This is a genomic window from Streptomyces sp. NRRL B-24484, assembly GCF_000717715.1.
In the GTDB taxonomy this organism is placed as follows: domain Bacteria; phylum Actinomycetota; class Actinomycetes; order Streptomycetales; family Streptomycetaceae; genus Kitasatospora.
The window spans coordinates 101,060-123,973 of record NZ_JOAI01000004.1 but is presented as its reverse complement, the minus strand read 5'-3'; the positions used below and the strand labels follow the sequence as shown (position 1 = coordinate 123,973).

Annotated in this window: 23 protein-coding genes; 7 read left to right on the top strand and 16 right to left on the bottom strand. The window is 76.7% G+C overall.

What is annotated here, in order from left to right; translation table 11 throughout:
• Positions 1 to 34 precede the first annotated feature (34 nt).
• A complete protein-coding gene (locus tag IE98_RS0105140; protein ID WP_030264804.1) occupies positions 35 to 604 on the bottom strand; it encodes a DinB family protein in 570 nt (189 codons plus the stop codon).
• Between the two features lie 180 nt (positions 605 to 784).
• Here IE98_RS0105140 and IE98_RS0105135 point away from each other — a divergent pair, with 180 nt between their 5' ends.
• The 4 genes from IE98_RS0105135 to IE98_RS0105120 all read left to right on the top strand — a co-directional run bounded on the left by IE98_RS0105135 (position 785) and on the right by IE98_RS0105120 (position 5,073).
• Positions 785 to 1,492 carry an N-acyl homoserine lactonase family protein gene (locus tag IE98_RS0105135; RefSeq protein WP_030264802.1) on the top strand — a complete coding sequence of 236 codons (708 nt, stop codon included), beginning with the start codon at positions 785 to 787 and terminating at the stop codon, positions 1,490 to 1,492.
• Between the two features lie 139 nt (positions 1,493 to 1,631).
• On the top strand, positions 1,632 to 2,324 hold the full coding sequence (locus IE98_RS42045) for a GAP family protein (RefSeq protein ID WP_234443410.1): 693 nt from the start codon (positions 1,632 to 1,634) through the stop codon (positions 2,322 to 2,324).
• Between the two features lie 10 nt (positions 2,325 to 2,334).
• Positions 2,335 to 2,511 carry a hypothetical protein gene (locus tag IE98_RS48910; protein ID WP_159400833.1) on the top strand — a complete coding sequence of 59 codons (177 nt, stop codon included), beginning with the start codon at positions 2,335 to 2,337 and terminating at the stop codon, positions 2,509 to 2,511.
• A gap of 150 nt (positions 2,512 to 2,661) precedes the next feature.
• Positions 2,662 to 5,073 (top strand): SpoIIE family protein phosphatase, encoded by a 2,412-nt coding sequence (locus IE98_RS0105120; RefSeq protein WP_052390143.1) that lies wholly within the window; start codon positions 2,662 to 2,664, stop codon positions 5,071 to 5,073.
• A 62-nt stretch (positions 5,074 to 5,135) separates the two neighbouring features.
• Here the strand turns inward: IE98_RS0105120 and IE98_RS0105115 are convergent, their stop codons facing one another.
• Complete coding sequence (locus IE98_RS0105115; protein WP_078660781.1) at positions 5,136 to 6,512, bottom strand: PHB depolymerase family esterase; 1,377 nt, start codon at positions 6,510 to 6,512, stop codon at positions 5,136 to 5,138.
• A gap of 27 nt (positions 6,513 to 6,539) precedes the next feature.
• On the opposite strand from IE98_RS0105115, the gene IE98_RS0105110 reads away from it, so the two are divergent.
• Positions 6,540 to 7,700, top strand: a complete 1,161-nt coding sequence (locus IE98_RS0105110) for a PucR family transcriptional regulator (protein WP_030264796.1) — start codon at positions 6,540 to 6,542, stop codon at positions 7,698 to 7,700.
• A gap of 52 nt (positions 7,701 to 7,752) precedes the next feature.
• Here IE98_RS0105110 and IE98_RS0105105 read toward each other — a convergent pair whose 3' ends face one another.
• Complete coding sequence (locus IE98_RS0105105) at positions 7,753 to 8,706, bottom strand: alpha/beta hydrolase (RefSeq protein WP_030264793.1); 954 nt, start codon at positions 8,704 to 8,706, stop codon at positions 7,753 to 7,755.
• Between the two features lie 270 nt (positions 8,707 to 8,976).
• Entirely contained in the window at positions 8,977 to 9,798 is an 822-nt protein-coding gene (locus tag IE98_RS0105100; protein ID WP_030264791.1) for an SDR family oxidoreductase, read from the bottom strand.
• A gap of 113 nt (positions 9,799 to 9,911) precedes the next feature.
• Between IE98_RS0105100 and IE98_RS0105095 the strand changes: the two genes are divergently transcribed.
• On the top strand, positions 9,912 to 10,508 hold the full coding sequence (locus IE98_RS0105095; RefSeq protein WP_030264788.1) for a TetR/AcrR family transcriptional regulator: 597 nt from the start codon (positions 9,912 to 9,914) through the stop codon (positions 10,506 to 10,508).
• A 49-nt stretch (positions 10,509 to 10,557) separates the two neighbouring features.
• Here the strand turns inward: IE98_RS0105095 and IE98_RS0105090 are convergent, their stop codons facing one another.
• The 6 genes from IE98_RS0105090 to IE98_RS0105065 form a co-directional block, all read right to left on the bottom strand.
• Positions 10,558 to 10,887, bottom strand: coding sequence for a three-helix bundle dimerization domain-containing protein (locus IE98_RS0105090; RefSeq protein ID WP_159400832.1), 330 nt, complete (start codon positions 10,885 to 10,887; stop codon positions 10,558 to 10,560).
• 420 nt (positions 10,888 to 11,307) lie between these two features.
• Positions 11,308 to 12,585, bottom strand: a complete 1,278-nt coding sequence (locus tag IE98_RS0105085; protein ID WP_106976514.1) for a lytic transglycosylase domain-containing protein — start codon at positions 12,583 to 12,585, stop codon at positions 11,308 to 11,310.
• Between the two features lie 94 nt (positions 12,586 to 12,679).
• Positions 12,680 to 13,696, bottom strand: a complete 1,017-nt coding sequence (locus IE98_RS0105080) for a C40 family peptidase (RefSeq protein ID WP_030264780.1) — start codon at positions 13,694 to 13,696, stop codon at positions 12,680 to 12,682.
• Positions 13,697 to 13,939: 243 nt separating this feature from the next.
• On the bottom strand, positions 13,940 to 14,308 hold the full coding sequence (locus IE98_RS0105075) for a BlaI/MecI/CopY family transcriptional regulator (protein ID WP_030264777.1): 369 nt from the start codon (positions 14,306 to 14,308) through the stop codon (positions 13,940 to 13,942).
• Between the two features lie 100 nt (positions 14,309 to 14,408).
• Positions 14,409 to 15,860: an MFS transporter gene (locus IE98_RS0105070; protein WP_030264774.1), complete on the bottom strand. Its 1,452-nt coding sequence runs from the start codon at positions 15,858 to 15,860 to the stop codon at positions 14,409 to 14,411.
• Complete coding sequence (locus IE98_RS0105065; protein ID WP_063748863.1) at positions 15,857 to 16,678, bottom strand: class I SAM-dependent methyltransferase; 822 nt, start codon at positions 16,676 to 16,678, stop codon at positions 15,857 to 15,859. The genes IE98_RS0105070 and IE98_RS0105065 overlap by 4 nt, the downstream gene beginning before the upstream one ends.
• A 79-nt stretch (positions 16,679 to 16,757) precedes the next feature.
• Here IE98_RS0105065 and IE98_RS0105060 point away from each other — a divergent pair, with 79 nt between their 5' ends.
• Positions 16,758 to 17,363 carry a helix-turn-helix domain-containing protein gene (locus IE98_RS0105060; RefSeq protein ID WP_030264768.1) on the top strand — a complete coding sequence of 202 codons (606 nt, stop codon included), beginning with the start codon at positions 16,758 to 16,760 and terminating at the stop codon, positions 17,361 to 17,363.
• A gap of 21 nt (positions 17,364 to 17,384) precedes the next feature.
• Here IE98_RS0105060 and IE98_RS0105055 read toward each other — a convergent pair whose 3' ends face one another.
• From IE98_RS0105055 to IE98_RS0105030, 6 genes are all read right to left on the bottom strand, one after another.
• Positions 17,385 to 19,820 (bottom strand): WD40/YVTN/BNR-like repeat-containing protein, encoded by a 2,436-nt coding sequence (locus tag IE98_RS0105055; RefSeq protein ID WP_030264765.1) that lies wholly within the window; start codon positions 19,818 to 19,820, stop codon positions 17,385 to 17,387.
• Between the two features lie 51 nt (positions 19,821 to 19,871).
• The gene (locus IE98_RS0105050; RefSeq protein WP_030264761.1) at positions 19,872 to 20,612 is read right to left on the bottom strand and encodes a PQQ-binding-like beta-propeller repeat protein; all 741 of its coding nucleotides are present in this window, start codon (positions 20,610 to 20,612) and stop codon (positions 19,872 to 19,874) included.
• Between the two features lie 43 nt (positions 20,613 to 20,655).
• A complete protein-coding gene (locus IE98_RS0105045) occupies positions 20,656 to 20,898 on the bottom strand; it encodes a hypothetical protein (protein ID WP_030264758.1) in 243 nt (80 codons plus the stop codon).
• Positions 20,899 to 20,957: 59 nt separating this feature from the next.
• Positions 20,958 to 21,602: a hypothetical protein gene (locus IE98_RS0105040; protein ID WP_030264756.1), complete on the bottom strand. Its 645-nt coding sequence runs from the start codon at positions 21,600 to 21,602 to the stop codon at positions 20,958 to 20,960.
• 376 nt (positions 21,603 to 21,978) lie between these two features.
• A complete protein-coding gene (locus tag IE98_RS0105035) occupies positions 21,979 to 22,380 on the bottom strand; it encodes a VOC family protein (protein ID WP_030264749.1) in 402 nt (133 codons plus the stop codon).
• A complete protein-coding gene (locus IE98_RS0105030; RefSeq protein ID WP_052390142.1) occupies positions 22,377 to 22,898 on the bottom strand; it encodes a cupin domain-containing protein in 522 nt (173 codons plus the stop codon). The genes IE98_RS0105035 and IE98_RS0105030 overlap by 4 nt, the downstream gene beginning before the upstream one ends.
• Positions 22,899 to 22,914 lie beyond the last annotated feature (16 nt).

Genomic DNA, 22,914 nt, shown 5'->3' with positions numbered 1-22,914 from the left:
CGGCAGCTGCCCGGGTATCCCCGGCGGGCGGCGGCTACTGACCCACCCGCCCGTCGATGCGCTCGCGCAGCAGGTCCGCGTGCCCGCAGTGCCGGGCGTACTCCTCGACCCGGTGCACCAGCAGCTCCCGCACGGCCATGCCGTCCGTCCCGACCCGCTCGCCCGGATCCGCGAAGGCCGCCAGGGCCGCATCCGTCTCCGCCTGTTCGCGCGCCAGGTCCGCGAACGCGCCGTCCACCACCGCCTGCCCGGCGACGGCGCCGTCGAAGTCCGCGTCACGCGCGCCGTACAGCTTCGGCGGACCCCCGCCGTCCGTCAGCCAGCCGCGCCAGTCCCGCTCCACCTCGGCGAGGTGCCGGACCAGGCCGAGCAGCGACATCGTCGAGGGCGGCACCGAGCGCAGCGCCAACTGCTCCGGGGACAGGCCCTCGCACTTCATCCGCAGGGTCAGCCGGTAGTTGGTCAGGAAGTCGTGCAGCGTGGCGACTTCGCCGTCCGGGCTCGGCCCCTCGGTGTTGCGGGGATCGTCCGCGGGGTCGGCCCACATGTCGGGGTGGACGGTGGCCTGGGTCCAGCGTGCGGGTTCGTCGGTCATGCGGTGCATGCTCGTCCGTGACGCCCGGGAGCGCCACCGGATTCTCGCACCGGAGGGTCCGTCAGACGCCCTCCCACCGGAACGACCAGTGGTGCGAGCCGACAAGGCGCTCCGCGTGGGCCGCGATGTCGCCCGGGCCGAGGAGCGCGACGTCCCGGCAGACGCGTGCCGGCCCGCCAGGATGGCGGGATGGAGAACACCGTCGTCCACCGCCTCGACCTGGGGTACATCGTCCGTCCCGCGTCCGAGACCGGCGGCCCGCAGCCGCGGGTCGAACCCGTGCTCGCCTACCTGGTGCGGCACGGCGCGGGGCTGATCCTCTTCGACAGCGGCATCGGCGCCGCCGACCCGGAGACCGAGGCCCACTACCGGCCGCGGCGGCGACCGCTGGAGGCCGCCCTCGCCGGTGTCGGCGCCCGCCTCGCCGATGTCTCGCTGGTGGTCAACTGCCACCTGCACTTCGACCACTGCGGCGGGAACCCGCTGCTGCCCGGCCGGCCGATCCTCGTGCAGTCCGCCGAGCTGGCCGCGGCACGCGCCGGCGGCCACACCGTCGACGCACTCGTCGACTTCCCCGGAGCGAGGTACGAGGAGATCACGGGCGAGGCCGAGATCCGTCCCGGCGTCCTCGTCGTCCCCACCCCCGGCCACACCGACGGACACCAGTCACTGGTGGTCCGCAAGGACGACGGAACGGTGGTCCTCGCCGGCCAGGCCCACGACTTCGCGACCGACTTCTCCTCGGACCACCTCGCCCGCCGGGCGGCCCTCGACGGCGTGGAGCCGCCGCTGCCGTCCTACCGTCCGTGGCTGGACAGGCTGCTGGACCTCGACCCGCGACGCGTTCTCTTCGCCCACGACAGCTCGGTCTGGGAACCGCCCCACCTCACGGGCTGAGCCCCCTGCGGGCGCTCCGTGCCGGCTGCCCCGGGTGCCCGCCAAGGGTGTGGGTGCTCCAGGTGCTGGGGCGGCTGTCGTTCTGCGGCGATCCGGGTAGGTGTCGGTGGAGGACCGTGCCGGGGTGTGGAGGCTCGCGATGGGTGCAGCGATCGGTGCGATGCTGGCCTCGGCGGTCGGCCTCGCGATCAGCCCTCCGGCGCCGGTCGCGGTGGTGCTGGTGCTCGGCACCCCGAGGGCCCGGACCAACGGTCCGGCGCTCGCCGCAGGCTGGGTGGTCGGCCTGAGCGGGGTTGTGGGCACCGTGCTGGCGGTCGGCATCGGGCTCGGCGCCGGGGACGGGCATCCCGCCCGGGCCGCCCGGCTGGAGCTCGTCCTGGGCGCGGTGCTCCGGCTGTGCGCGATCCGCGGCCGGCGGCGCCGTCCCCGGGCGGGGCGGGTCACCGCACCGCCGCCGTGGATGCGGACCGCCGACCGCCTCACCGCAGGCTCGTCCTTCGGGCTGGCGCTGGGCCTCGCGGTCGCCGACCCGAAGAACCTCGCCGTCGCGGCCGGCGGCGCCGTGTCCGTGGCAGCGACCGGCGCGGGCCCGGGCGGTACGGCGCTCGCGGCCGGGCTGCTGGTGCTGATCGGTTCGCCGGCCGTCCTGGTGCCGCTGGGCGCCACCGGGCCCTCGGGGAGCGCGCGGCCGGCCCGCTCGGCGAGTGGAAGGCCTGGGCGGGCGCCCACAACACGGCGATCACCGCCACCGTGGCGGCCGTCCTCGGCGCCGTCCACCTCGGTGACGCACTCACCGGCCTGGCCTGAGCCCGTTGTCAGTGGTGACGCATAGTGTCGTCGACATGAGCCCGACGACCCTCACCGCCCACCGGCCCGCCGCCTCCGCCGAGCTGCCCCTGCTGCCCGCCGGCCGGCCCGCGCACCCGCACTCCGCCGCGGCGGGCGCAGCCGCCCGCGTGCTCCCGCTGTGGGCCTCGCCGCTGGCCGCCACCCGCCCCCGGCCGCTCGCCGGCGCCTGAGTTCCCCGTACCGCTTCGCGGCTGTCCGCCGCCCGTGCGGCCACCCCGCCGATCCGGAGTCCGCGCGGCGCGCGAACGCTGCGCCGACTCGCGCCGCGCCCGGAGTACCCATACTGGGAGGAAGCGGTCTGTGACCTGTGGAGGAGCGGGATGGGCGGAGCGGGCGGCCTTGACGGCGGCGGGGTCCTCGACGATGTCCTGACAGCCCTGATCGACGCACAGGGCACGGTCCTCGCCTGGTCCGCCGCGGCGGAGGAACTCACCGGCCGGTCGGCCCGGGACACCTGCGGCCGACCGCTCGCCGAGCAGTTCGCCCGCCGGCCGCCCCTTCCCGGTCCGCCCGGTGCGCGGCCCGCCGACACGGAGAGTGACGAGCTGCCCGCCGAGGGCCTCCTGCAGCTGCTCGGCCCGACCGGCGCCGCCGTCCCCGTGCACTGCCGCCTGCTGCCCCTGGAGCACGCCGGCGCGCCCGGCCACCGGCTCCTCCTCGCCGTCCGCGCCGACCTGGCACTGGAGCTCGACCAGGGCGCGGCCCTGCTTCGCGCCCTCCTCGCCCAGAGCCGGATCGGTTTCGTGCTGCGCGGCCCCGACCTGGTGGTCGAGCGCACCAACACCGCACCGGGGATGCCGAGCCTGCCCGGCATGCCCGCCCTGCCCGTCGGCAGCACCCTCGCCGAGGTGATGGCCGACCCCGACGTCGCCGAGAGCCAGCTGCGCACCGTCCTGGAGACCGGCCGGCCGCGGGCCGCCCGGCAGCAGCAGGTCCGCTCACTGACCGACCCGGACAAGGAGTGGTCCGTCCTGGTCTCCGCCGTACGGCTGGAGGACCGCGACGGCAAGCCCGCCGGCGTCGCCTCGCTGCTCACCGACGCCACCGCCCAGTGGCGGGCCGCCCGCCGCCTGGAACTGCGGCACCGCGCCGTGGCCGGCATCGGCGGCTCCCTGGACGTCACCACCACCGCCCGGGAGATCGCCAAGGTCCTCGCACCCGCCTTTGCCGACCTGGTCAGCGTCGACCTCGCCGAGCCCGTCCTCACCGGCGACGAGCCGCCGAAGGCCTCCGGCGGCAGCGACCTGCACCTGCGCCGCGTCGCCATGCACGCCGAGGGCGACATCGGCCCGCGCGGGGCGCTGCGGACCGGCGAGGCCGTACCCCGGCTGCCCGACCGGCCGATGGTCCGCCGGCTCCAGGCCGGCCACACGGTCGTCCTCGACCGCGCGTCGCTGCTGGCGGGGCTCGACGACCCCGAGCTCGTCCGCCTGATCGTCCCCGCCCGGGCGCGCTGCCTCGCCGTCGCGCCGCTCTTCGCCCGCGGCCTCGTCCTCGGCACCATCGCCGCCTGGCGGACCGACCGGCCCGAGCCCTTCGACGAGGCGGATGCCGCACTGCTCACGGAGATCGCCGCGCACGCCTCGCTCAGCGTCGACAACGCCCGCCGCTACGCCCGCGAGCACCGGGCCGCCGTCGCGCTCCAGCAGCGCCTGCTGCCGCGCGCCGCGACCCGCACCTCGGCCCTGGAGACGGCCGGCCGCTACCTGCCCGCCACCGACGGCGTCGAGATCGGCGGCGACTGGTTCGACACCATCGTGCTGCCCTCCCTGCGGGTCGCCCTGGTCGTCGGCGACGTCATCGGCCACGGCCTGCACGCCGCCGCCACCATGGGGCGGCTGCGCACCGCCGTGCAGACCCTCGCCGACCTCGAACTGCCGCCCGACGAACTGCTCACCCGTCTCGACGAACTGGTCGCCCGCCTCGCCGCCGAGGCCGACCCGGCCCACCGCGACAGCATCGGCGCGACCTGCCTGTTCGCGCTCTACGACCCGGTCAGCCGGCAGTGCACCCTGGCCAGCGCCGGCCACCCGCCGCCGGTCGTCGCCGACCCGGACGGCACCGCGCGTCCGCTGCCGCTGCGTCCCGGCCCGCTGCTCGGCGTCGGCGGCCTGCCGTTCGAGACCACCACCGTCGAGCTGGCCCCCGGTTCGCTGCTCGCCCTCTACACCGACGGCCTGCTCGTCCGGCAGGGCGGCGACCTCGACGCGGCCGTGGCGATCCTCGCCGACCGGCTCGCCGCGCTCGCCGCGACCGGCGGCAGCCTCGCCTCGATCGGCCGGGAGCTGACCACCCGCGGCGCCGCCCCGGTCGCCGACGACACCGCCCTGCTGCTGGCCCGCACCCGTGCGCTCCGCCCGGACGCCGTCGCCGAGTGGCAGTTCCCCTCCGACCCGGCGAGCGTCGCCGACGCCCGTGCCGCCGTCGCCGCCCGGCTCGACGACTGGGGGCTCGACCACCTCGCCTTCACCACCGAGCTGATCGTCAGCGAGCTGGTCACCAACGCGATCCGCTACGCGGGCGGGCCGGTCGGCCTGCGGCTGATCCACGACACGGTGCTGGTCTGCGAGGTCAGCGACCCGAGCAACACCCAGCCCCGGCTGCGCCGCGCCCGCACCACCGACGAGGGCGGCCGCGGCCTCTTCCTGGTCGCCCAGCTCAGCCACCGGTGGGGCAGCCGGTACGGGCCGTCGGGCAAGACCATCTGGTCCGAGCAGCAACTGGAGGAGTGAGTCCGGCCCCGCGGGCGGTCGCCGTACGGGGCCGGGCTCCGGGAGACGGATCGGACGGTGGATCAGCCGAGGCTGCAGGGAGTGCCGTTGAGCGCGAAGCCGGTCGGCGCGGCGGTGTTCCCGGTGTGGGTGGCCTGGTAGCCGAGGGAGACCGATGCGCCGGGGGCGATCGTGGCGTCGTACGAGACGTTCCGTGCGGTGACCGCCCCCGAGGCCGGGCTGTAGGAGGCGTTCCAGCCGGAGGTGATGGACTGTCCGGCGGGCAGGGTGAAGGCCAGCGACCAGCCGTTCACCGCGGTGCCGCCGGTGTTGGTGACGGTGACGGAGGCGGTCAGGCCGGTGTTCCACGTGTCGGCGCCGAACCCGACCCGGCAGGCCGCAGCCGTAGGCGGCGTGGTGGGCGGTGTCGTGGGGGTCGTCGGCGGCGTGGTCGGGGGAGTGCTGGGCGGTGTGGTCGGCGGCGCGCTCGGGCCGGAGCCGTCCAGCCCGAAGAAGGCGATCGCCTGCGCCGCCATGCCCGCTGCCGGCAGGGTGTGGCCGGCGCCCTGCACGCTGACCGCCTCGACCGGCGGCCGGGTGCCGGTGCTGCCGTAGCGGGTGCGCGTCCAGCTGCTCTGCGGGTGGTCGGTGAGGACGGGGGCGGGGCTCACGCCCAGCACGTCCGTCCACTGCTTGATCTCCTCACCGAAGTTCGGGTAGCGCAGGGTGGTGTCCTCGGTGCCGTGCCAGAGCTGCATCCGCGGCCGCGGGCCGGTGTACCCGGGGTAGGCGCCACGGACCAGGTCGCCCCACTGCGGCCCCGTCCGGCTGACCGTGCCGTTGGCGCACGCGCTGTTCCACGACGACCCGTCGGTGGTGGCGAAGCAGCCGAAGGGAACGCCCATGAACGCGGCGCCGGCGCTGAACACGTCCGGGTAGTCGCCCAGCAGCACGTTGGTCATCATCGCGCCGGAGGACGCGCCGGTGACGAAGATCCGGCCGCTGTCCACCGCGTAGTGCTGCTGCACCCAGCCGACCATCGACCGGATGCCCACCGGGTCGCTGCCGCCGTCGCGCCTCAGCGCCTGCGGCGAGGACACGTCGAAGCAGCCGCCGCTGCGGGTCGCCGACGGGTAGACCACGACGAAGCCGTACCGGTCGGCCAGCGAGGCGAACTCGGTGCCCGAGTAGAAGGCCGGGCCGGAGCCCGTGCAGTAGTGGACGGCGACCAGCACGGCGGGCCGCGGCGCCACGTTCGCGGGCACGTACAGGTACATCCGGAGGGCACTCGGGTTGCTGCCGAAGCCGGTCACCTCGGTCAGGCCGGCCGCCCGGGCGGTCGGCGCCACCAGCAGCAGCGCGGCCAGCAGCGGGAGCACCGCCCCCAGCAGCAGGGCGGGCAGCGAACGCAACCGCCGCAGCGGCGGCGCGGATCGGGCGTGCGGACGACTGTCGGGCATGTCCCTGTCCTTTCTAGACTGCGGGCTGTGAAGGGCTTGCTGCTGCGTTTGTCGGCCTTGGACGCGGATGCCGCCGCGGCCGTCCGGGTGATCGCCCACTACGAGGCGCTGCTCGCGACGGCGGCGCTCGACGCCACCGCCCTGGTGCGCTCCACCGCCGGACTCGCCGAGTGCCCGGCCGGCTGGCAGCCGGCCGGGGGCGAGCCCGTGCGCTTCGCCGCCGACGGCAGCGAACTGCCCGGCCCGCCAGGACGGTCCTCCGCCGCGGTGCAGCTCGGCGCCGCGGGCCGGGTCTGGCTGGAACGCCCTGGCCCGGCGGGCCCGTTGGACGACCTGGTGCTGGAGTGGATGGCGATCGCCGCCCGGGTGGTGGCCGGCGGCACCGGGGCGTGGCAGGTCGCCGATCCGGCGCTGGTGGAACTCGTGCTCTCCGAGCGGGAGGCGGAGGCGGACCGGGCCCGGGCGCTCCGACTGCTCGGGCTGGTGCCCGAACGGCCGCTGCGGGTGGTCGCGGTGGCGGGCGCGCCCGGCGCGGACGCGGGGGCGGAGGCGGCCGCGCTGTTCGGGAGCGGCACGGTGCCGGGGACGGTCCGGGTGGCCGGGCTCGGGGCGGTCGGCGCCGTCCTGCTGCAGCAGCCGGATCCGGACGGCGCGACACCACCGGCCGAACTGCTGCGCGCCGCACTGGCGGACCGCGGCCGACGCCGGGGCGGACCGCGGCCGCGCGGGGGAGCGCCGGCGCAGGGACGCGGCACCAGGGTCGGGATCGGTGGTCCGGTGGACGCGCTGGCGGCCGGTGAGTCGTGGCAACAGGCCCGGGCCGCCCTGCGGTTCGCGGTCGCCGGCACCCCGGCCGAGGCGGTGGCCGACCACGAGGCGCTCGGCACCGTCGCCCTGCTCGCGGATCTCCCCGCCGAGCGGCTCCGCAGCCGCCCGGACGTCCGCGCCCTGGAGGAACTGGCCGGCCGCGAGGAGGGGGCGCCGGCGGTCGCGGCGCTGGCGGCGTTCTGCCGGACGGGCTCGCTGCGGCAGGCGGCCGGTGAACTCCACCTGCACCACAGTTCGGTGGCCGCCCGGCTCGCCAGGGTGGAGGCGGAGACCGGCTGGCGGCTGCGCGATCCGCAGGACCGCTTCCGGGCCCAACTAGCCTGGTACGCCTGGCGGCTGGGCTGCTGCGCGGCCGACTGAGCCCGGCCGGCCGGGGCGTCCGGCCCGGAGCCGGTCGGTGCCTGCCGCGGGTTCACCGGCCGAGGGCGCGGCGCAGCACGGCGACCGCCTCCGCCGCGGCCCGGCGCACCACACCGGCGTGGGTCACCATCCCGGCGCCGTGGAACGTCCCCGGCAGCAGGTGGAGTTCGGTCGGCACGCCGGCCGCCAGCAGGGCCCGGGCGTAGTCGATGCCCTCGTCCCGCAGCGGATCGAACTGCATCACCGTCACGTGCGCCGGCGGCAGCCCGACCAGGTCGGCGGTGCTCGCACGTGCGGGTGCGGCGAACCGGTCCACGGCGGCGCGCCCGGCCGCCCGGTCGGGGCCGAGGTAGGCGGCCCAGGAGAGTTCGGCGTTCCGGCGGTTCCACACCGGGGTGTCGGTGTACTCGACGGCACTCGGCGTGGCCAACCGGTCGTCCAGGGCCGGGCAGTGCAACTGCTGCAGCCGTAGGGCCGGGCCGCCGCCGTCCCGGGCCAGCATCGCCAGGGCGGCGACCAGTCCGCCGCCTGCGCTGTCCCCGCGCAGGGCGATGCGGGCCGGGTCGGCGTCCAACCCGCCCGCCCGGTCGACGAGTCCGCGCAGGCCGGCCCAGCAGTCGTCGAGGGCCGCGGGGTGGGGGTGCTCGGGGGCGAGCCGGTAGTCCACCGAGACGACCAGGGCCTGCAGCTCCCGGCAGAAGGCGAGGTTCTCCTCGTGGTCGACCTCCGGCGAGCCGAGCACGAAGCCGCCGCCGTGCACCGTGTAGAGCACCGGCAGCGGACCCGGGCGGCCCAGCGGCCGGTACGTCCGCAACCGCACCTCGGGCCCGCCGGGCGGTCCGGGGACGAGGACGTCCTCGACCTTCACACCCGTGTCGTCCGCCCGCCCCCGGACGGCCGCCAACTCGGCGGCCTGGGCGGCCCTGGCGGCAGCGGGATCCGCGATGTCGACCGGTGCCCACAGCGCCAGGGCGGCGGCCAGCTCGGGGTCGAAGGCGTGTGCCACGCCGGTGCTCCCTCCGGGACGGGGATGGGGATCGGGCCCTGCGGTGACCGGCTTTTGCGGTGACCGGCCCTGGGGCGACCGGGCCTCGCGGTGGTCGGGCGGTACGGGCGGCGCCCGCCGGAAACCCTCGTGATCCGGCGGGCGCCCGGGAAGAACCGTCCCACGCCCCGTCGGCGCAGGGCATCCGACAGGTGTCGGAAGATCCGCCCCCGCCGTCCGACACCCGTGCGGGGCGCGGCCGGGACGAGACCGGGACGCGGTGGCGGGCCGTCAGTCGAAGGCGGCCGCGTTGCGGACGGCCCAGGCCGCGAAGGGCTGCGGCGCGCGGCCGAGGACGCGCTCGACGTCGGGGCTGACGCGCCGCTCCTCGTCCGTGGGCGTGCCGAGGACGGCGAGGGTGCCCTCGACGACGGGCGGCGGCATGAAGCGGGCCAGTTCGGCGCGGGCCTCGTCCACCGTCTGCTCGTGGAAGGCGACCGGTGCGCCGATCGCCTCGGCGATGGCCGCGGCGCGGCCGCGCGGTGTGCTCGGCTCCGGTCCGGTGAGGACGTAGGCGGCGCCGTGGTGGCCGTCGCCGCGGAGCACCGCCGCGGCGACGGCGGCGACGTCCTCGGGGTCGACGAACGGCAGGCCGACGTCGGCGAAGGGCGCGGCGGCGGTGCGGTGGGCGCGGACCGGCTCCGCCCAGGCGAAGGCGTTCGAGGCCAGGCCGCCGGAGCGCAGCACCGTCCACTCCGGGGCGCCGTCCGTCACCGCGGCCTCGAAGCGCGCGGCGTGCGCGTAGCTGTCCGGCCGGGTGCCGACGCCCTGGGAGGAGAGCAGGACGACCCTCCGCACACCGGCGGCCCGTGCCTGGCGGACCAGTCCCTCCGGGTCCTCGCCGGCGACGAGCAGGAACAGCGCCTCGGCCCCGTCCAGGGCGGCCCGGACGGCCGCCGGGTCCGCGAGGTCCGCGGCCACGTGCCGGACGTCGGGCGGCAGCGGGACCTCGGGCCGATGGCGGGACACCGCGGTGACCCGCTCGCCCGCCCCGAGCAGGTGCCGGACCAGCGCCCGGCCGACGTTTCCGGTGGCACCCGTGACCACGATCATGGCGTCTCCCTCGTACGGTCTGGAGTCAGCGATCTGGAAGTCAGTTGGCTGACTCACTTGCTGAACGGCTGCGAGCCTAGCCCGCCGAGGACGGGGTGTCTATAGTCAGTCGGGTGACTGACTCACCGGGCCTGTCGAGGGCCGAGGCCGCGGCCGCCAAGCGCCGCCGCCTCACCGCAGCCGCCGCGGCCGTGCTGCACGAGAAGGGCGTCGAACGCACCTCGATCGCCGACATCGCCCAGTCCGCCGGGGTGCCGGTCGGCAACGTGTACTACTACTTCAAGACCAAGGACGACCTCGTCGAGGCGGCGCTCACCGAGCACACCGGCCACCTCGACACCCTCACCGCCCGGCTGGACCTGCTGCCCGACCCGCGCGAACGCCTCAAGGGGCTGGTGGCGGCCTGGGTCGAGCAGCGCGAAACCGCAGCCCGTTACGGATGCCCCACCGGGACCCTCGCCGTGGAGATCGACAAGCGGCCGCCCGGCGGTCTGGACGAGGCCGCGGCCCGGGTGATCCGCCGACTCCTGGACTGGGTTGCGGACCAGTTCCGGCAGCTCGGCACCCCCGACCCGCAGGGGCATGCCGTCACGCTGGTCGGCGCCTACCAGGGGATGTCCCTGCTGGCCAACGCCCTCCGCGACCCCGAGGTCATGACCCGGGAGGGCGACCGCCTGGCCCGCTGGCTGGACACCCTGCCCGACCACTGACCCGGGCCCGGGCGTCCCCGGTGACCTGCCGGCCGACGCGGCCGGGAACTCAGGTGCTGTCGGGCAGGCCACCCCGGGAGACCGGGCCCCGCAGATCCGGGGCCGGGGCGGTGCGGAGGCTGTCGGTGGCGAGGCGTTCCGCGAGGATCGGGACGAAGGCGCGGATCCGGCTGCCGTCGAAACGGTGGAACGCCTCGTCGAGGGCCCGGTCGACCGCCTCGGGGCCGGTGGTCGCGTCGAAGCGGTGGTGCAGTCGGCGGCCGACCGCGGCCAGGTTCGCCCGTTCCTTGTCGTCGGGAGGGCCCGGCTCGGCGTCGGGGTCGGGCTCGGTGTCGGGCACCGCCCCGGCCGGTGGGTCACCTGGGACGTCTGCGTCCATGTCGGCCTCGCAGGTGGTCGGGTGGGGGTGTCGGCGGGCGTCCGCTGCCGTGCCGCCAGGGACGAGGACGACGGGGGAGGACGGGGCCGGAGGGTGGCGATCGACGCGAGGACGGCGGTGCTCCCCGGGCGCCAGTGCCGCTCATGGGCGCCGCCCTCTTCCGTGACCGCGCAGGCCGGGGCGCCGGTGGAACCGCCCGGCGGACGAGCCGACCCCTGCTGCCAGCTTGGCACGCCCGGGCCCGCAGATCCTGTCGGCGCCCCGGGCGAGCCCGCCGGGGCGGGCGGGTGCGGCGGATTCCGTGCGGACAGGGGAGAGCGGCGCCGTTGCCGCCGTCGCGGTGTGCCGTGGCCGGGCCGTGCAGGGCTGCCGTGCGTCCCCTGCCGGTGCGGTCCTTCCCGCACCGGCAGGGGCGGACGGTCAGTGCGCCGCCGCTGCCTTGGCCGATGGGGAGGGGCCGGCGGCGGCCGTCGGCGTCGGGCAGCCGCCGGGCAGCGGTACCGTCGGCGAGGGCGAGGCGGTCGGCGAGGCCGAACCCGAGGGCGACGGGCTCGCGCTCGCGGTCGGCGTCGCGCTCGCCGTGGCGGTCGCGGTCGGCGACGGACCGGCGGACGGGGTCGCGCCGGGGACGGCCGTGGCGCCGGGGGTGGCCCCGGGCGTGGCACCCGCGGTGGGGCTGGGGGCGGGCAGGGTCGGGCAGGCGGTCGGGCTCGGCGAGGCGCCGCCGCTCGGGGTGGCGACCGGCGTGGGGCCGGGCTTGGCGGGCGTCGGCGACGGGCTGGCCCACGGCGAGGGCGACGGTGCGGGCCGCCCGGTCGGGGCGGTCGGCCGCGGCGTCGGCGTGTGCACCGGACGGGCGGGCAGCGGGCCCGCGGGCAGCGGCGCGTCCGCGGTGGCCACCGTGCCGGAACGGTAGTGCGCCATCCAGCCCTTGACGGTGCGCAGGTACTCCGCCGAGTGGTTGTAGCCCAGGATCGCCGCATCGAGCTGCGCCGGGTCGGCGAGGTCGCGGGAGCCGGCGCACAGGTAGTGGCCGGCCGCGAGTGCGGCGTCGTGGACGTTGTTGGCGTCCCGGCGGCCGTCGCCGTTGCCGTCCGCACCCCACACCGCCCAGGTCGAGGGGATGAACTGCATCGGGCCGACCGCCCGGTCCCAGCGCGCGTCGCCGTCGACGGCGCCGCCGTCGGTGTCGGCGATCGCCGCGAAGCCGTTGCCGTCCAGTGCGGGACCGAGGATCGGTGTGGCCGTGGTGCCGGCGGCGTCGACCCGGCCGCCGTCCGCGTGACCGGACTCGACCCGGCCGATCGCGGCGAGCAGCTCCCACGGCAGGTGGCAGCCGGGATCGGACACGCCGACGGCGGCCGCCGCGGCCCGGTAGGCCGCGAACACACTGGCCGGAACGCCGGCCGGACCGTCCGTCGGCGTCACCACGGCCGTCCACCCCGCGGCGGGCGCCGCGGGCACGGCCGGCACGGCGGGAGCGGCCGGCGGCTGCGCCCAGGCCCGGCGGGCGCCGCCGTCCATCGGCAGTGTCGCGTCCGCCGTCACCACAGGTGCCCGCTCGGCCGTGACCGCCGCGGCCGGCACCGGTCCGCCCGGTGCGGCCACCGCCGCGATCACCACTGCCGCGGCCGCTGCCCGCAGCAGCCCCGTCCACTTCCGTCCGACCCCCACGCCCGTCCCCTCCCACATGATCATGACTGACGTATTACATCATCGACGGGCGACGTCGACGCAGGTCGGCCGAGCGGCGACCGGTCGCCGCGCACGCCGGGACCCCGGGCCGACCGGATCAGGGGCGGACGGCGCCCACGTACGGCATGTACTCGATGGGGAGGATCTCGATGTTCTTGCCGGTGCGCGGCGCGTGGATCATCTTGCCGCCGCCGATGTAGATGCCGACGTGCTGCAGGTTGGAGAAGAACACCAGGTCCCCGGGCTGCAGGTCGCTCTTGGCGACGTGTCGGCCGGCGTTCCACTGGTCCTGCGAGACCCGCGGCAGCGAGACGCCGCCGGCCCGCCAGGCGGCGCCGGTCAGCCCCGAGCAGTCGAAGCTGTCGGGCCCGGTGTCCCCCCAGCCGTAGGGCTTGCCGAGCTGCGCGTAGGCGAACTGCAGGGCGGCGGCCGCGCGCCCGCTGGCCGGGCCGGTGTAGGTCTCGCGGGCCGAATCACGGGAGGACCGCGGGTCCTGGGCGTTGACCTTCGCACGGTCCGCGAGCGACAGGGTGTTGAGGATCCGGGTTGCCTCGCCCAGCTTGGCCTGCACCTGCTTCTTCTCGCCGGCCAGCGCCCGGTCCGTGTCGTCGAGCCGGGCGAGCACCGCCGTCGCCTCGGACCGCCGCTGGTCGAGGCGGCGCTGCTGGTCCTGCAGCAGCCGCAGCAGGTCGCTCTGCGAACTGGCGGCGATGTCCTGGGCGGAGGCCCGCTGCAGGTAGTTGGTCGGGTCGGAGGAGAGCATCAGTGCGACGGTCGGGTCCACGTTGCCGCTCCGGTACTCGTCGGCGGCGACGGCCGACAGTCGCTCGCGAAGGACCGTCATCTTCTCCTGACCGGCGGCGACCTGGTCCTGCAGCTGGCTCGCCTCCTTCTGCAGGCGCTGCTGCTCCTCCTTGAACTTGTTGTACTTCTCGGTGGACGCCTCGGCCTGCTCGTTGAGGTCGTCCACCTGCGCCTTGACGGTGGCCAGGTCCGCGGTCGGCTCGGCGTGCGCGCCGCCCGTTGATGAGAGCAGCGCGGAGCCCGCGGCGGCCGTGGTCAGCAGTGCCATGCGGGTGCGGCCGGGCTGGGCGGGCTTGCGTCGGGTCCCCATTGTCTGCGGTCACTCCCTGGCTCGGGCGGCCGCCGCGGGTGCGGCGGGCCGTCGTCGGCTGCGCGGCGGCGACGGCCGGACGCACATGTGCGAAGTAACTTAGTAGGGCGGGGTGGGGGGCTGGCAACCCGCCTCCGGAATCCCCTGACGGAACATCAAGTTCCGTTACCGCTGATCAGCGCGCTCACCGTGCCGGATGTCCTGACGGCCGCCCGGCCGGCGGGAGCCGTCTCCCCGGGGCTGCTACGGGCGGTCGTCCGGGGCCCGGTCCGCGAGGGCCTCGCGCAGTGCGGCGGCCTGTCCCTCGTCCATCCCGTCGACGAACAGCATCAGGGCGGCCCGCGGGTCGGTGGCCCCGCCGAGGACCTCGCGCATCACGTCGGCGGTGTGGGCCTCGTGCGAGCGCACCGGCTCGTAGACCCAGGCCCGGCCCTGCTTGCTGCGGTGCAGGTAGCCCTTGCGGTACAGGATGTCGGCCACGGTGTTGACGGTCGTGTACGCGACCGGACGCACCCCGTTCAGGTCGTCGACCACCTCGCGGACGGTGGCCGGTCTGCCCCAGGACCACAGCCGTTCCATGATCTCGGCCTCCAGCTGACCGAATCCGCGCATCGAGCCACCGGATCCCTTCACCGCACCCGCACCGCCACGACGACGCTGCACAGCGTGCCAGGCCCGGGCGCGCCCGCCAACCACCGACCGGACGGGGGCGTCAGCGGCGCGCCGCCGGGGTGCGGCCGGTGGCGAGGGCGAGGACCAGCGCGGCGGCGGTCAGCACGGCGGCCACGGCGAAGGTGGTGTGCAGCGCGGTGGCGACCGCCCCCGCCCGCGCGGTCGTCGGGTCGCCCGTCCCCGCGGCGGCGGCGAAGACGGCCCCCATCACGGCGGTGCCGGTGATCAGGCCGAGGTTGCGCGACAGGTTGAGCACCCCGGACACCACACCCCGGCGGTCCGCCGGGACGTCCGCCATCACCCCGGTGTTGTTGGCCGTCTGGAAGGTCGCGTAGCCGACCGTCAGGAGCACGACGGGGGCGAGGTAACCGGGCGTGCCGAGGCTCGCCGGCGCCGCGCACAGCGCGAGGCAGCCGACCGTGACGGCCGTCAGCCCGGCCGCGGTCGTCCGCCGGGTGCCGAAGCGGTCCACGATCCGCCCGGCGGGCACCCCGGTCACCGCGGTGACCAGCGGCCCGACCGACATCACCAGCCCGACACCGGCCGCCGGGAGGCCCAGCGCGCGGGACAGGTAGAACGGACCCACCACCAGCGTCGCCATCATCACCGTCGACACCAGGGCGCTCATGGCGAGGCTCGCGCTGAGCGTGCCGTCCCGGAACATCGCGGGCCGGACGAGCGGGGCGGCCGCCCGCCGCTCGACCAGGACGAACAGCACCGCACCGAGCCCGGCGGCCCCGAGCAGTCCGAGCCCGAGCGTGCCGAACCGGCTGCGCCCGACCGTCATGGCCAGCGCGTACGCGGCGAGGGCGAGCGCCAGCAGCAGCGTGCCGGCCCGGTCCGGACGGGGTCGGGCGGACGCCGTGCCGCGGTCGGCGGCCGGGCGGTCCGGCGGCAGGTGACGGTACGCCAGCAGCAGGGCGAGTCCGCCGAGCGGCACCATGGCGAGGAAGACCGTCCGCCATCCCGGTCCGGCGATCAGCAGGCCGCCGAGCGAGGGGCCGAGGGCGGTGCCGACCGCCGACATGGTGCCGAGCAGTCCCATCGCGCGCCCGGTCCGCTCCTGCGGCACCGTCGCACCGACGAAGGCCATGGTGAGCGCCAGCATGACGGCCGCGCCCAGGCCCTGGGCCGCCCGTGCGGCGATCAGCACGCCGAGCGCGGGCGCCGTGCCGCACAGCAGCGACGCCACCGTGTACAGCAGGATCCCGCCGAGCAGCAGCCGCCGGCGGCCGAGGACGTCGCCCAGCCGGCCCGCGCCGACGATCGTGGTCGTGGTCGCCAGCAGGAAGGCCAGCACGACCCACTGCACCGCGGCGAACGGCGCCGAGAACTCCCCGGCCAGGGTGGGCAGGGCGACGTTGGCGATGCTGATGCCGAGCGAGGGCAGCAGCATCGACAGCGAGAGCGCGGCGAGCGCCCGCCGGACGGAGGGCGGCGCCGCCGCGGGCGCGGCCGGCCGGGCTGCCGTGCCGGGGGCTGCGGGGCTCACCGGGCACCGTCCGTTCCGGCGGGCGAAACCGGGGCGGCCGACGCCGGGACGGGGGGCACCAGGGCGGAGGACGCCGGGGCCGAGGACGCCGGGCCGGGTGCGCGGCGGACCGCGACCAGGACGGCGTCGTACACCGTGACGGGCCGGCCCGTCCGGTCCTCGGCAGGGCGCGGACGGGTCTGCGCCGTCCGCACCCGCCAGTCGGCCGGGTCGAGGCCCGCGGCGGCCTCCTCGGCGGTGAAGAGCATCTCGGGGAGCAGCCGCGGCCCGCCGCCGCCCGCGAGGTCCCGCGGGTGGTGACCGACGATCAGCAGCGTGCCGCCCGGCGCCACCGCGGCGGCGAGGCCCGCGAACACCGCCGGCCGCTCGGCGGCGGGCACGTGCAGGTACTGCGCGCTGACCAGCTCGAACCCGGCGCCGGCGGGCGGCCGTTCGCCGAGGTCGGCGCGGACCCAGGTGATCCGTTCGGCCAGCTGCGGGCTCTCGTCCGCGGCCCGGGCGGCGGCCCGGTCCAGCGCGGTCGAGGCGAGGTCGGCGGCGGTGACCCGCCAGCCCCGGTCGGCGAGCCAGAGCGCGTCGGCGCCCTCGCCGCAGCCGGCGTCCAGCGCCCGTCCGGGGGCCAGCCCGGTGGCCTCGGCCACCAGCTGCGGATTCGGCCGCCCGCTCCACAGCGCGCCCCGGGTGCGGTACCGCTCCTCCCAGGCCGCCCGGTCGAAGCCGGCGCCGGGCCCGGCGGGTCCGCCGGTGTCCCCCGTCCCGGGCAGCGGTGTTCCGGTGTCCTGCAGGGGCTGATCGATGTCGTGCACGGGTTCGTCCATGGGGCCGAGACTGGCCCCGTCGGTGCCGGACCGGCAACGATCGTTGCCGTTTCCGGGACACCCGCGGTGGAATGGGCCCATGGACCACACCCCGGCCGTCGCCGCCGCCCTCGCCGAGGTCGGCCCCCGGCTCAGACTCCTGCGCACCCGGCGCGGCATCTCCCTCGCCGCACTCGCCGAGGCCACCGGCATCTCCAAGAGCACGCTGTCCCGGCTGGAGTCCGGGCAGCGCCGCCCCAGCCTGGAACTGCTGCTGCCGATCGCCCAGGCGCACCGGGTCGCCCTCGACGAGCTCGTCGGCGCCCCGGAGACCGGCGACCCCCGGGTCCGGCTCAGCCCCCGTCAGGTCAACGGACGGACGGTCCTGCCGCTCACCCGGCAGCCCGGCTCGCTGCAGGCCTGGAAGGTGATCGTGCCCGCCGCCCAGAGCGTGCCGGAGCTGCGCGTCCACGAGGGCTACGAGTGGCTGTACGTGCTCTCCGGACGGCTGCGCCTGGTGATCGGGGACCGCGACACCGTCCTCGGCACCGGCGAGGCCGCCGAGTTCGACACCCGGCTGCCGCACTGGTTCGGCAGCACCGGCGACCACCCGGTCGAGATCCTCAGCATCCTCGGACGGCAGGGCGAGCGGATGCACGTCCGTGCGCGGCCCCACCGCGCCGGGGCGGAGGGGGCCGCGCACTGAGCCGCGGCGGGGCCGGTGCGGTCAGAGGTCGATCCGGAACATGCCCCGCCCGTGGGTCACGCAGACCAGGCTCCGGCCCATCCAGAACAGGTCGTCGACCGGGCAGCTGTTCGGGCCCTCGGTGGTCGGCGACCAGCTGGTGCCGCCGTCCTCGCTGGCGAACAGGCCGACCTCGGTGCCGCAGTACAGGAACCGGTCGTGCTGCGGGTGCACGGCGAGCGCGCGCACCGGCGCGGCCGGCAACGCCGTGCCCAGGCCGTGCCAGCGCGCACCGCCGTCCTCGGTGACCCAGAGGTTGCCGGCCTCGTAGCCGCCGAAGCAGGCGTAGACCGTCTGCGGCCGGGCGGGGTGGACGGTGAGGCGGGTGCAGTACCGCTGCGGCTGCAGCCGGTCCGGGCCGGTCGCCCCGACCCGCTGCCAGGCCGGGGTGGCCGCCGTGCCGTTCGCGGTGCGGAACACCGCGCCGTCGACGTGCCCGACCCAGACCGCGTCCGAGTTGCCCGGGGTCACCGCGATCGCGCTGATCTCCGCCCCGGTCCGCGGCTTGACGGCCCGCCAGCGCGGCCCCGAGGTGGGGGTGTTCGGGGTCTTGGCGTCGTCCGTCCGCCAGAGCGACAGACCGCCGCCGAACAGCCGGTCCGGGTCGTTCGGGTCCAGGACGAAGGGGGCGATGAACAGCGTGTCGCCGGTCTTGGCGTCCTCGATCCGGAACGGCGCCGGCTTCCAGTCCCACTCGCCCTGCGGGCCCCGGGCCGGGTTGAAGAACTGGCCGCTGATGTAACGGTCCCCCTCGGTGTCGTCGGTCGTCGCGCCGTCGGTGTTGCGGTGGATGTTGAGGAAGACGTACTCGCCGTAGAAGACGTCCGGATCCGTCGGGTCCGAGGCGCACCAGCCGCCGTCGCCGCCGAAGAACTCCGTCCACGCCTGGGCGCCGGCGGCCGGGCCGAAGCGGAGCGAGCCGTTGTCCTGGGCGCCGCCCACGATCGTGCCGGTGCCGCTGTGACCGGCGCCGCCGTAGAACTGGGTGACCCCGTAGTCGTTCACCAGCTTCTCCCAGCCCTTCTCGAACGGCGGCTCCGGCTCGCTGCCGACCAGTGCGAGGTCGGCGGCCCGGAACACCCCGCCGTCGTTGCCGAAGAGCACGGTGCGGTTGGCGACCCCGTCGTAGCCGGGGTGGGAGACGATCGCGTGGTGGTCGGCGTGCACCGAGTCCGCGGCCCACCAGGTGCTGATCTCGGTGAGGTGGTCGCCGCCGTCGGTGCTGCGCCAGAGGTTGACGCCGCCGGTGACGAGGAGGTTCTCGTCGGTGGGGTCGCCGGCCCAGATCGCGTTGCTGTACCAGCCTTGGTCGCCCAGGTACTCGGCCGGGCGCCCGTCCACGTCGAGGATCCGCCGCGCCAGGTAGGTCGCCCCGCCGTCCGTGGACCGCCAGATCTGGCCGCTGGTCATCTCCACCGAGGCGTAGACGACCGACGGGTCCCGGACGGCGTGGGCGAGTTCGACCCGCCCCGTCCAGGCGCCGGTGGTCGCGGGCGTCCAGCTCAGGCCGCCGTCTCGGCTGAACCACGCCTCGCCGGTGCGCAGCCCGCCCGCGACGGCCCGCTGGCCGTCCGTCGGGTCGAACCGCACGTCACCGACCTGGGCGCTCAGCACGGTCGTCCACTGCGCGCGCGCCGGGTCGGCGCTGCGCAGCAGGCCGGTCGAGCCGGCGACGAGCAGCACCGCGCCGTCGGGCGACACGGCGATCCGGCCCACCGAGCGGAAGTCCGGGGTGCGGGTCGCCGGGAGCGACGCCCAGGTGCTGCCGTCCGTGGTGCGGAACAGGCCGTTGCCCCGGACGGCGTCCACGTTCCTGAACGGCTCGCCGGTGCCGACGTAGAGCGTGTCCGGATCGGTCGGGTCCATCGCGAGGCAGCTGCACGCCAGGTTGTCGAGCCGGTCGTCCACCGGTGCCCAGTTGCCGCCGGCGTCACCGGTGGCCCACACCCCGCCGCCCGCGCTCGCCGCCCACATCCGCTCGGGCGTGCCCGGGTGCACGACGATGCCGCGGGTGCGGCCGCCGACGTTGCCGGGCCCCAGCCACGTCCAGGCCACCGGGGAGAGCCCGGCGGCCGGGCCGCCCGCGGGCCGGGCCGCGCGGCTGCGGCCGGTCGGCACGCCCGCGGTGGTGGCCCGGTCCGGGCCGCCCGCCAGCGCGGAGCGCAGCTGGTCGCCGGCCCGGCCGAGGGCCATCGGCGGGGGCACGGCGCCGTCGTCCCCGCGGGCCTGCCGCAGCCGGAACTCGGCGCGCAGCCGCGGCATGTCGGGGTGGTCGAGTCGGCGCAGCGCACGGCGGACGGCCGCGTCCGGCATCCCGTTCAGGGTGTCGTTGGTGGTGCCGCGGCTGCGCCGCAGCAGGCGGACCTGTTCGAGGCTGAGGTGTTTGGCCTCGGCGAGTTGTCGGTCAGAGACGGGCATGACGGCCTCCTGGGTGCGTGGGTCCGGCCGGTCCGGGCCGGCCCGGTGCGGTCACGGGCGGAGCCGGGGCGGACGGCGGCCGGCCGCCCCGTCGAGTACCACCTCCCAGCTCGGATCGTCGCTGCGGACGTCGACCGCGCGGAGCACCACGGCTCCGGTGGCCCGGGGCACCGCCAGTTCGATGCGGCGGGTGCCGATCCGGCGGGCCTCCACCACCTCCGCCCCGAGTACCTCCGCCCCGAGTACCTCCGGCGCGGCGGCCGGGCGGTCGGCTGCAGGGGCAGGGGCAGGGGCTGCGGCTTCGAGCGGTCCGGCGCCGCCGCTGCCCGGGCCGTCGGGCGACAGCCGCGGGTCGGGTCCGGTGAGGTCGAGGAGGGCCCCGCCGTCGGACTCGCGGCTCCGGCGGGCCAGGGTCGCCGGGTCGGGCGGGGCGCCCCCGCCGTACTGCGTCCGGGCCGACCACCGCAGCAGCACGCGGCCGGGGCCGGCCGGTACGGTGCGCAGTGCGAAGCCGGGGGAGTCGTCGAGTCCGGGCCGGGCCCAGTCGGGCAGCGGCAGCGGCGGCGAGGTCCACCGCTCGGTGCCGTCCGCCGCGTCGAGCACCGCCACCGCGGCGGTGCCGACCCGCAGCGCCACCACCGACCCGCCGACCAGGGCGAGCGGCCGCAGCCCGGATCCGGAGCGCCACAGCACGGTGCCGTCGGCGAGGTCCAGGGCGATCAGCGTGCCGCTGCGGTCGTGCACCACGGCGCGTCGGCCGTCCTCGTCGGCCGCCCCGCGGGGGATGTCCACCGTTCGGCCCCCGTTCGCCCGTGCCGGTCCGGCGGGCGGCCGGTCAGCCGTCGGCCAGGGTCCGGGGTCTGCGCCACTCGGCCCGGGCCAGCAGGGAGAAGCCCACGGTCGCGCAGACCGCGACCGCGACGATCAGCCACTCCAGGGCGCCGCTGTGCTCGTCCGGATCGACGCCGAAGACCGACTCGATCCAGTCGGGCCACGCCAGCGTCACCACCAGGACGATCCCGCTCACCGCGGCGAGCAGGGCCTCGATCCGGCCCCGCAGCCGCACGTTCCGTGTCATGGTCCTTACCCTTCTTGGGAGTTGCCGGCCCTGCCGGCGGCGGCCCGCGTCCGTGGCCGTCAGCCGCCGCCCGAGGAGACCAGGCCGGTGGTGAGGACGCTGTCGTCCGACAGGTCGACGATCGCGAAGGCGGAGGGCAGCCGGCGGTCGGCCTGGACGAACCGCAGGTCGACCAGCCGGTGCCGGTACCGGGGGCTGTGCAGGTCGACCTCGGCCAGCACGTGGCCGGCGCCGGAGTCGATGTCCACACCGAGGGCGGCCAGCAGCCGGCTGCCGCGGACGAGGTCCCGCGCGTGGCGCTGCTCCGCCTCCGCCAGGACCGGCGGGTGCCGGCCGGCCGAGACCTCCAGCACCCGTCCCGCGGCCAGGTCGACGGTGGCCTCCACCGTCACGCCGCTCGCGCGGTCGTGGACGACGACCAGCGGATGCGTGCGGTGCCGGCCGGTCGGCGCGGTGTACACCCCCAGCACCGCGGGGCGTCCGCCCCCGGTGCCGCGGCGCACCTCCGGGTCGGCGAGGGCGAGTTCGGCGGCCCGCCCGCGGTCGCCCGCGGTGAGGCCCGTTCCGGCCGGCTCCGTGCCGAACCGCCGCAGCGGCGCCACCGGTGCCAGCAGTCCCGGGCGGTCGCGGACCTCCCCGGGCGGCGGTGCGGCCGGGAGCGCGGGGCCGACCGGAACCGTCCGGCTCGGTCCGGGTCCGGGCACAACGGATTCCTCGCACATGGCAGCGCCCTCCGCACGTGCGCGTGCCGGCCGATGCCCTCCGGCGACCGGGCGGCAGCGCCCGGTGCGGCCGCCGTCCGGGGCGGCGGGAGGGGAGGGACGACCGGTCCTCCTTCCATCCTGAACTCCTCGGCGGGGCACGGCAACCAGGTCACCGTCAGCGACCCCGGGGCCCGTCGGCGCAGGTCACCGAGCGTCAACCCGGCTGCGGGACGGGCCTCCTGGAACGGCCGACCGGTACGGGCCGGCGCTGCCGGCGGCCGGTGCGGCGCGGCCTGCGGTCACGCGCAGTGGTGCCCGCCGTCCGCGCCGGCGCCCCCGGCGGTCGCCCTCCGTGCACCCCGCAGGGCCGCGGCCGTCACACCGTCCAGGTGCGGGTGCACAGCACGAGGCGGTAGCCGTCCGGATCGGCGACCGTCACCCCGTACTCGTCCCAGTAGGGGTTGTGCGCCGGGACGCGGGTGCCGCCGTGGGCGGTCAGCCGGTCGAGCAGGGCCTCGTCCACCGGGGCGCCGAGGTAGAGGACCAGCAGGTCGTCGGCGGTGGGCGCGGGGGCGACCGGCCGCTCGGGGTCGTGGGTGAGCTCCAGGTGCCAGTCCGCGCCGGGCAGGCCGACCATGAGCAGGTCGTGCTCGCCGGACACGTGCTCGGCGGTGCGCCACAGCACCGCCATGCCGAGCCCGTCGACCCAGAATCGTTCGGCGGCGGCGAGGTCGAGGGAGGGACGGGCGATCCGGATGCGGACGGAGGGCTCGATCACGCCGAATGCTCCAGGGCGGCGCGCCAGACCGGGCTGTCCACGTAGTGGTTGTCGTACTGCTCCGAGGAGGCAGCGATCTCGGCCGGGTCCGCCTCGCCGCGCATCACCCGCCCGAGCAGCCGCAGGTAGTCGAAGCGGCCCATGCCGGGGGTGAACACGAACAGCACGTCGGCCTCCTCGCCCGGCGCCGCCGCGAAGGCGTGCGGGGTGTGCGGCGGCACCGCGAGGAAGTCGCCCGCACCGAGGGTGCTCACCTCCTCGCCGACCAGCACCCGGAGGGACCCGCTGATCACGAAGAACAGCTCCCAGGCCTTGGTGTGGAAGTGCGCGGGCGCGCCCGCCGCCCCCTTCGCGAAGGTCGACCGGTAGCTGGTGAAGCCGCCGTCGGTGTCGGCCGAGTCGGCCAGCAGCGTCATCACGCTGCTCGGGTCCGCGCAGGTCTCGGCCTCGGCGCCCCGGGTGAGCACGGGCCCGGGCCGCAGGTCGTGGGCGGTGCCGCTGTTCTGATCCGTCGTCATGAGGATCACTCTACGG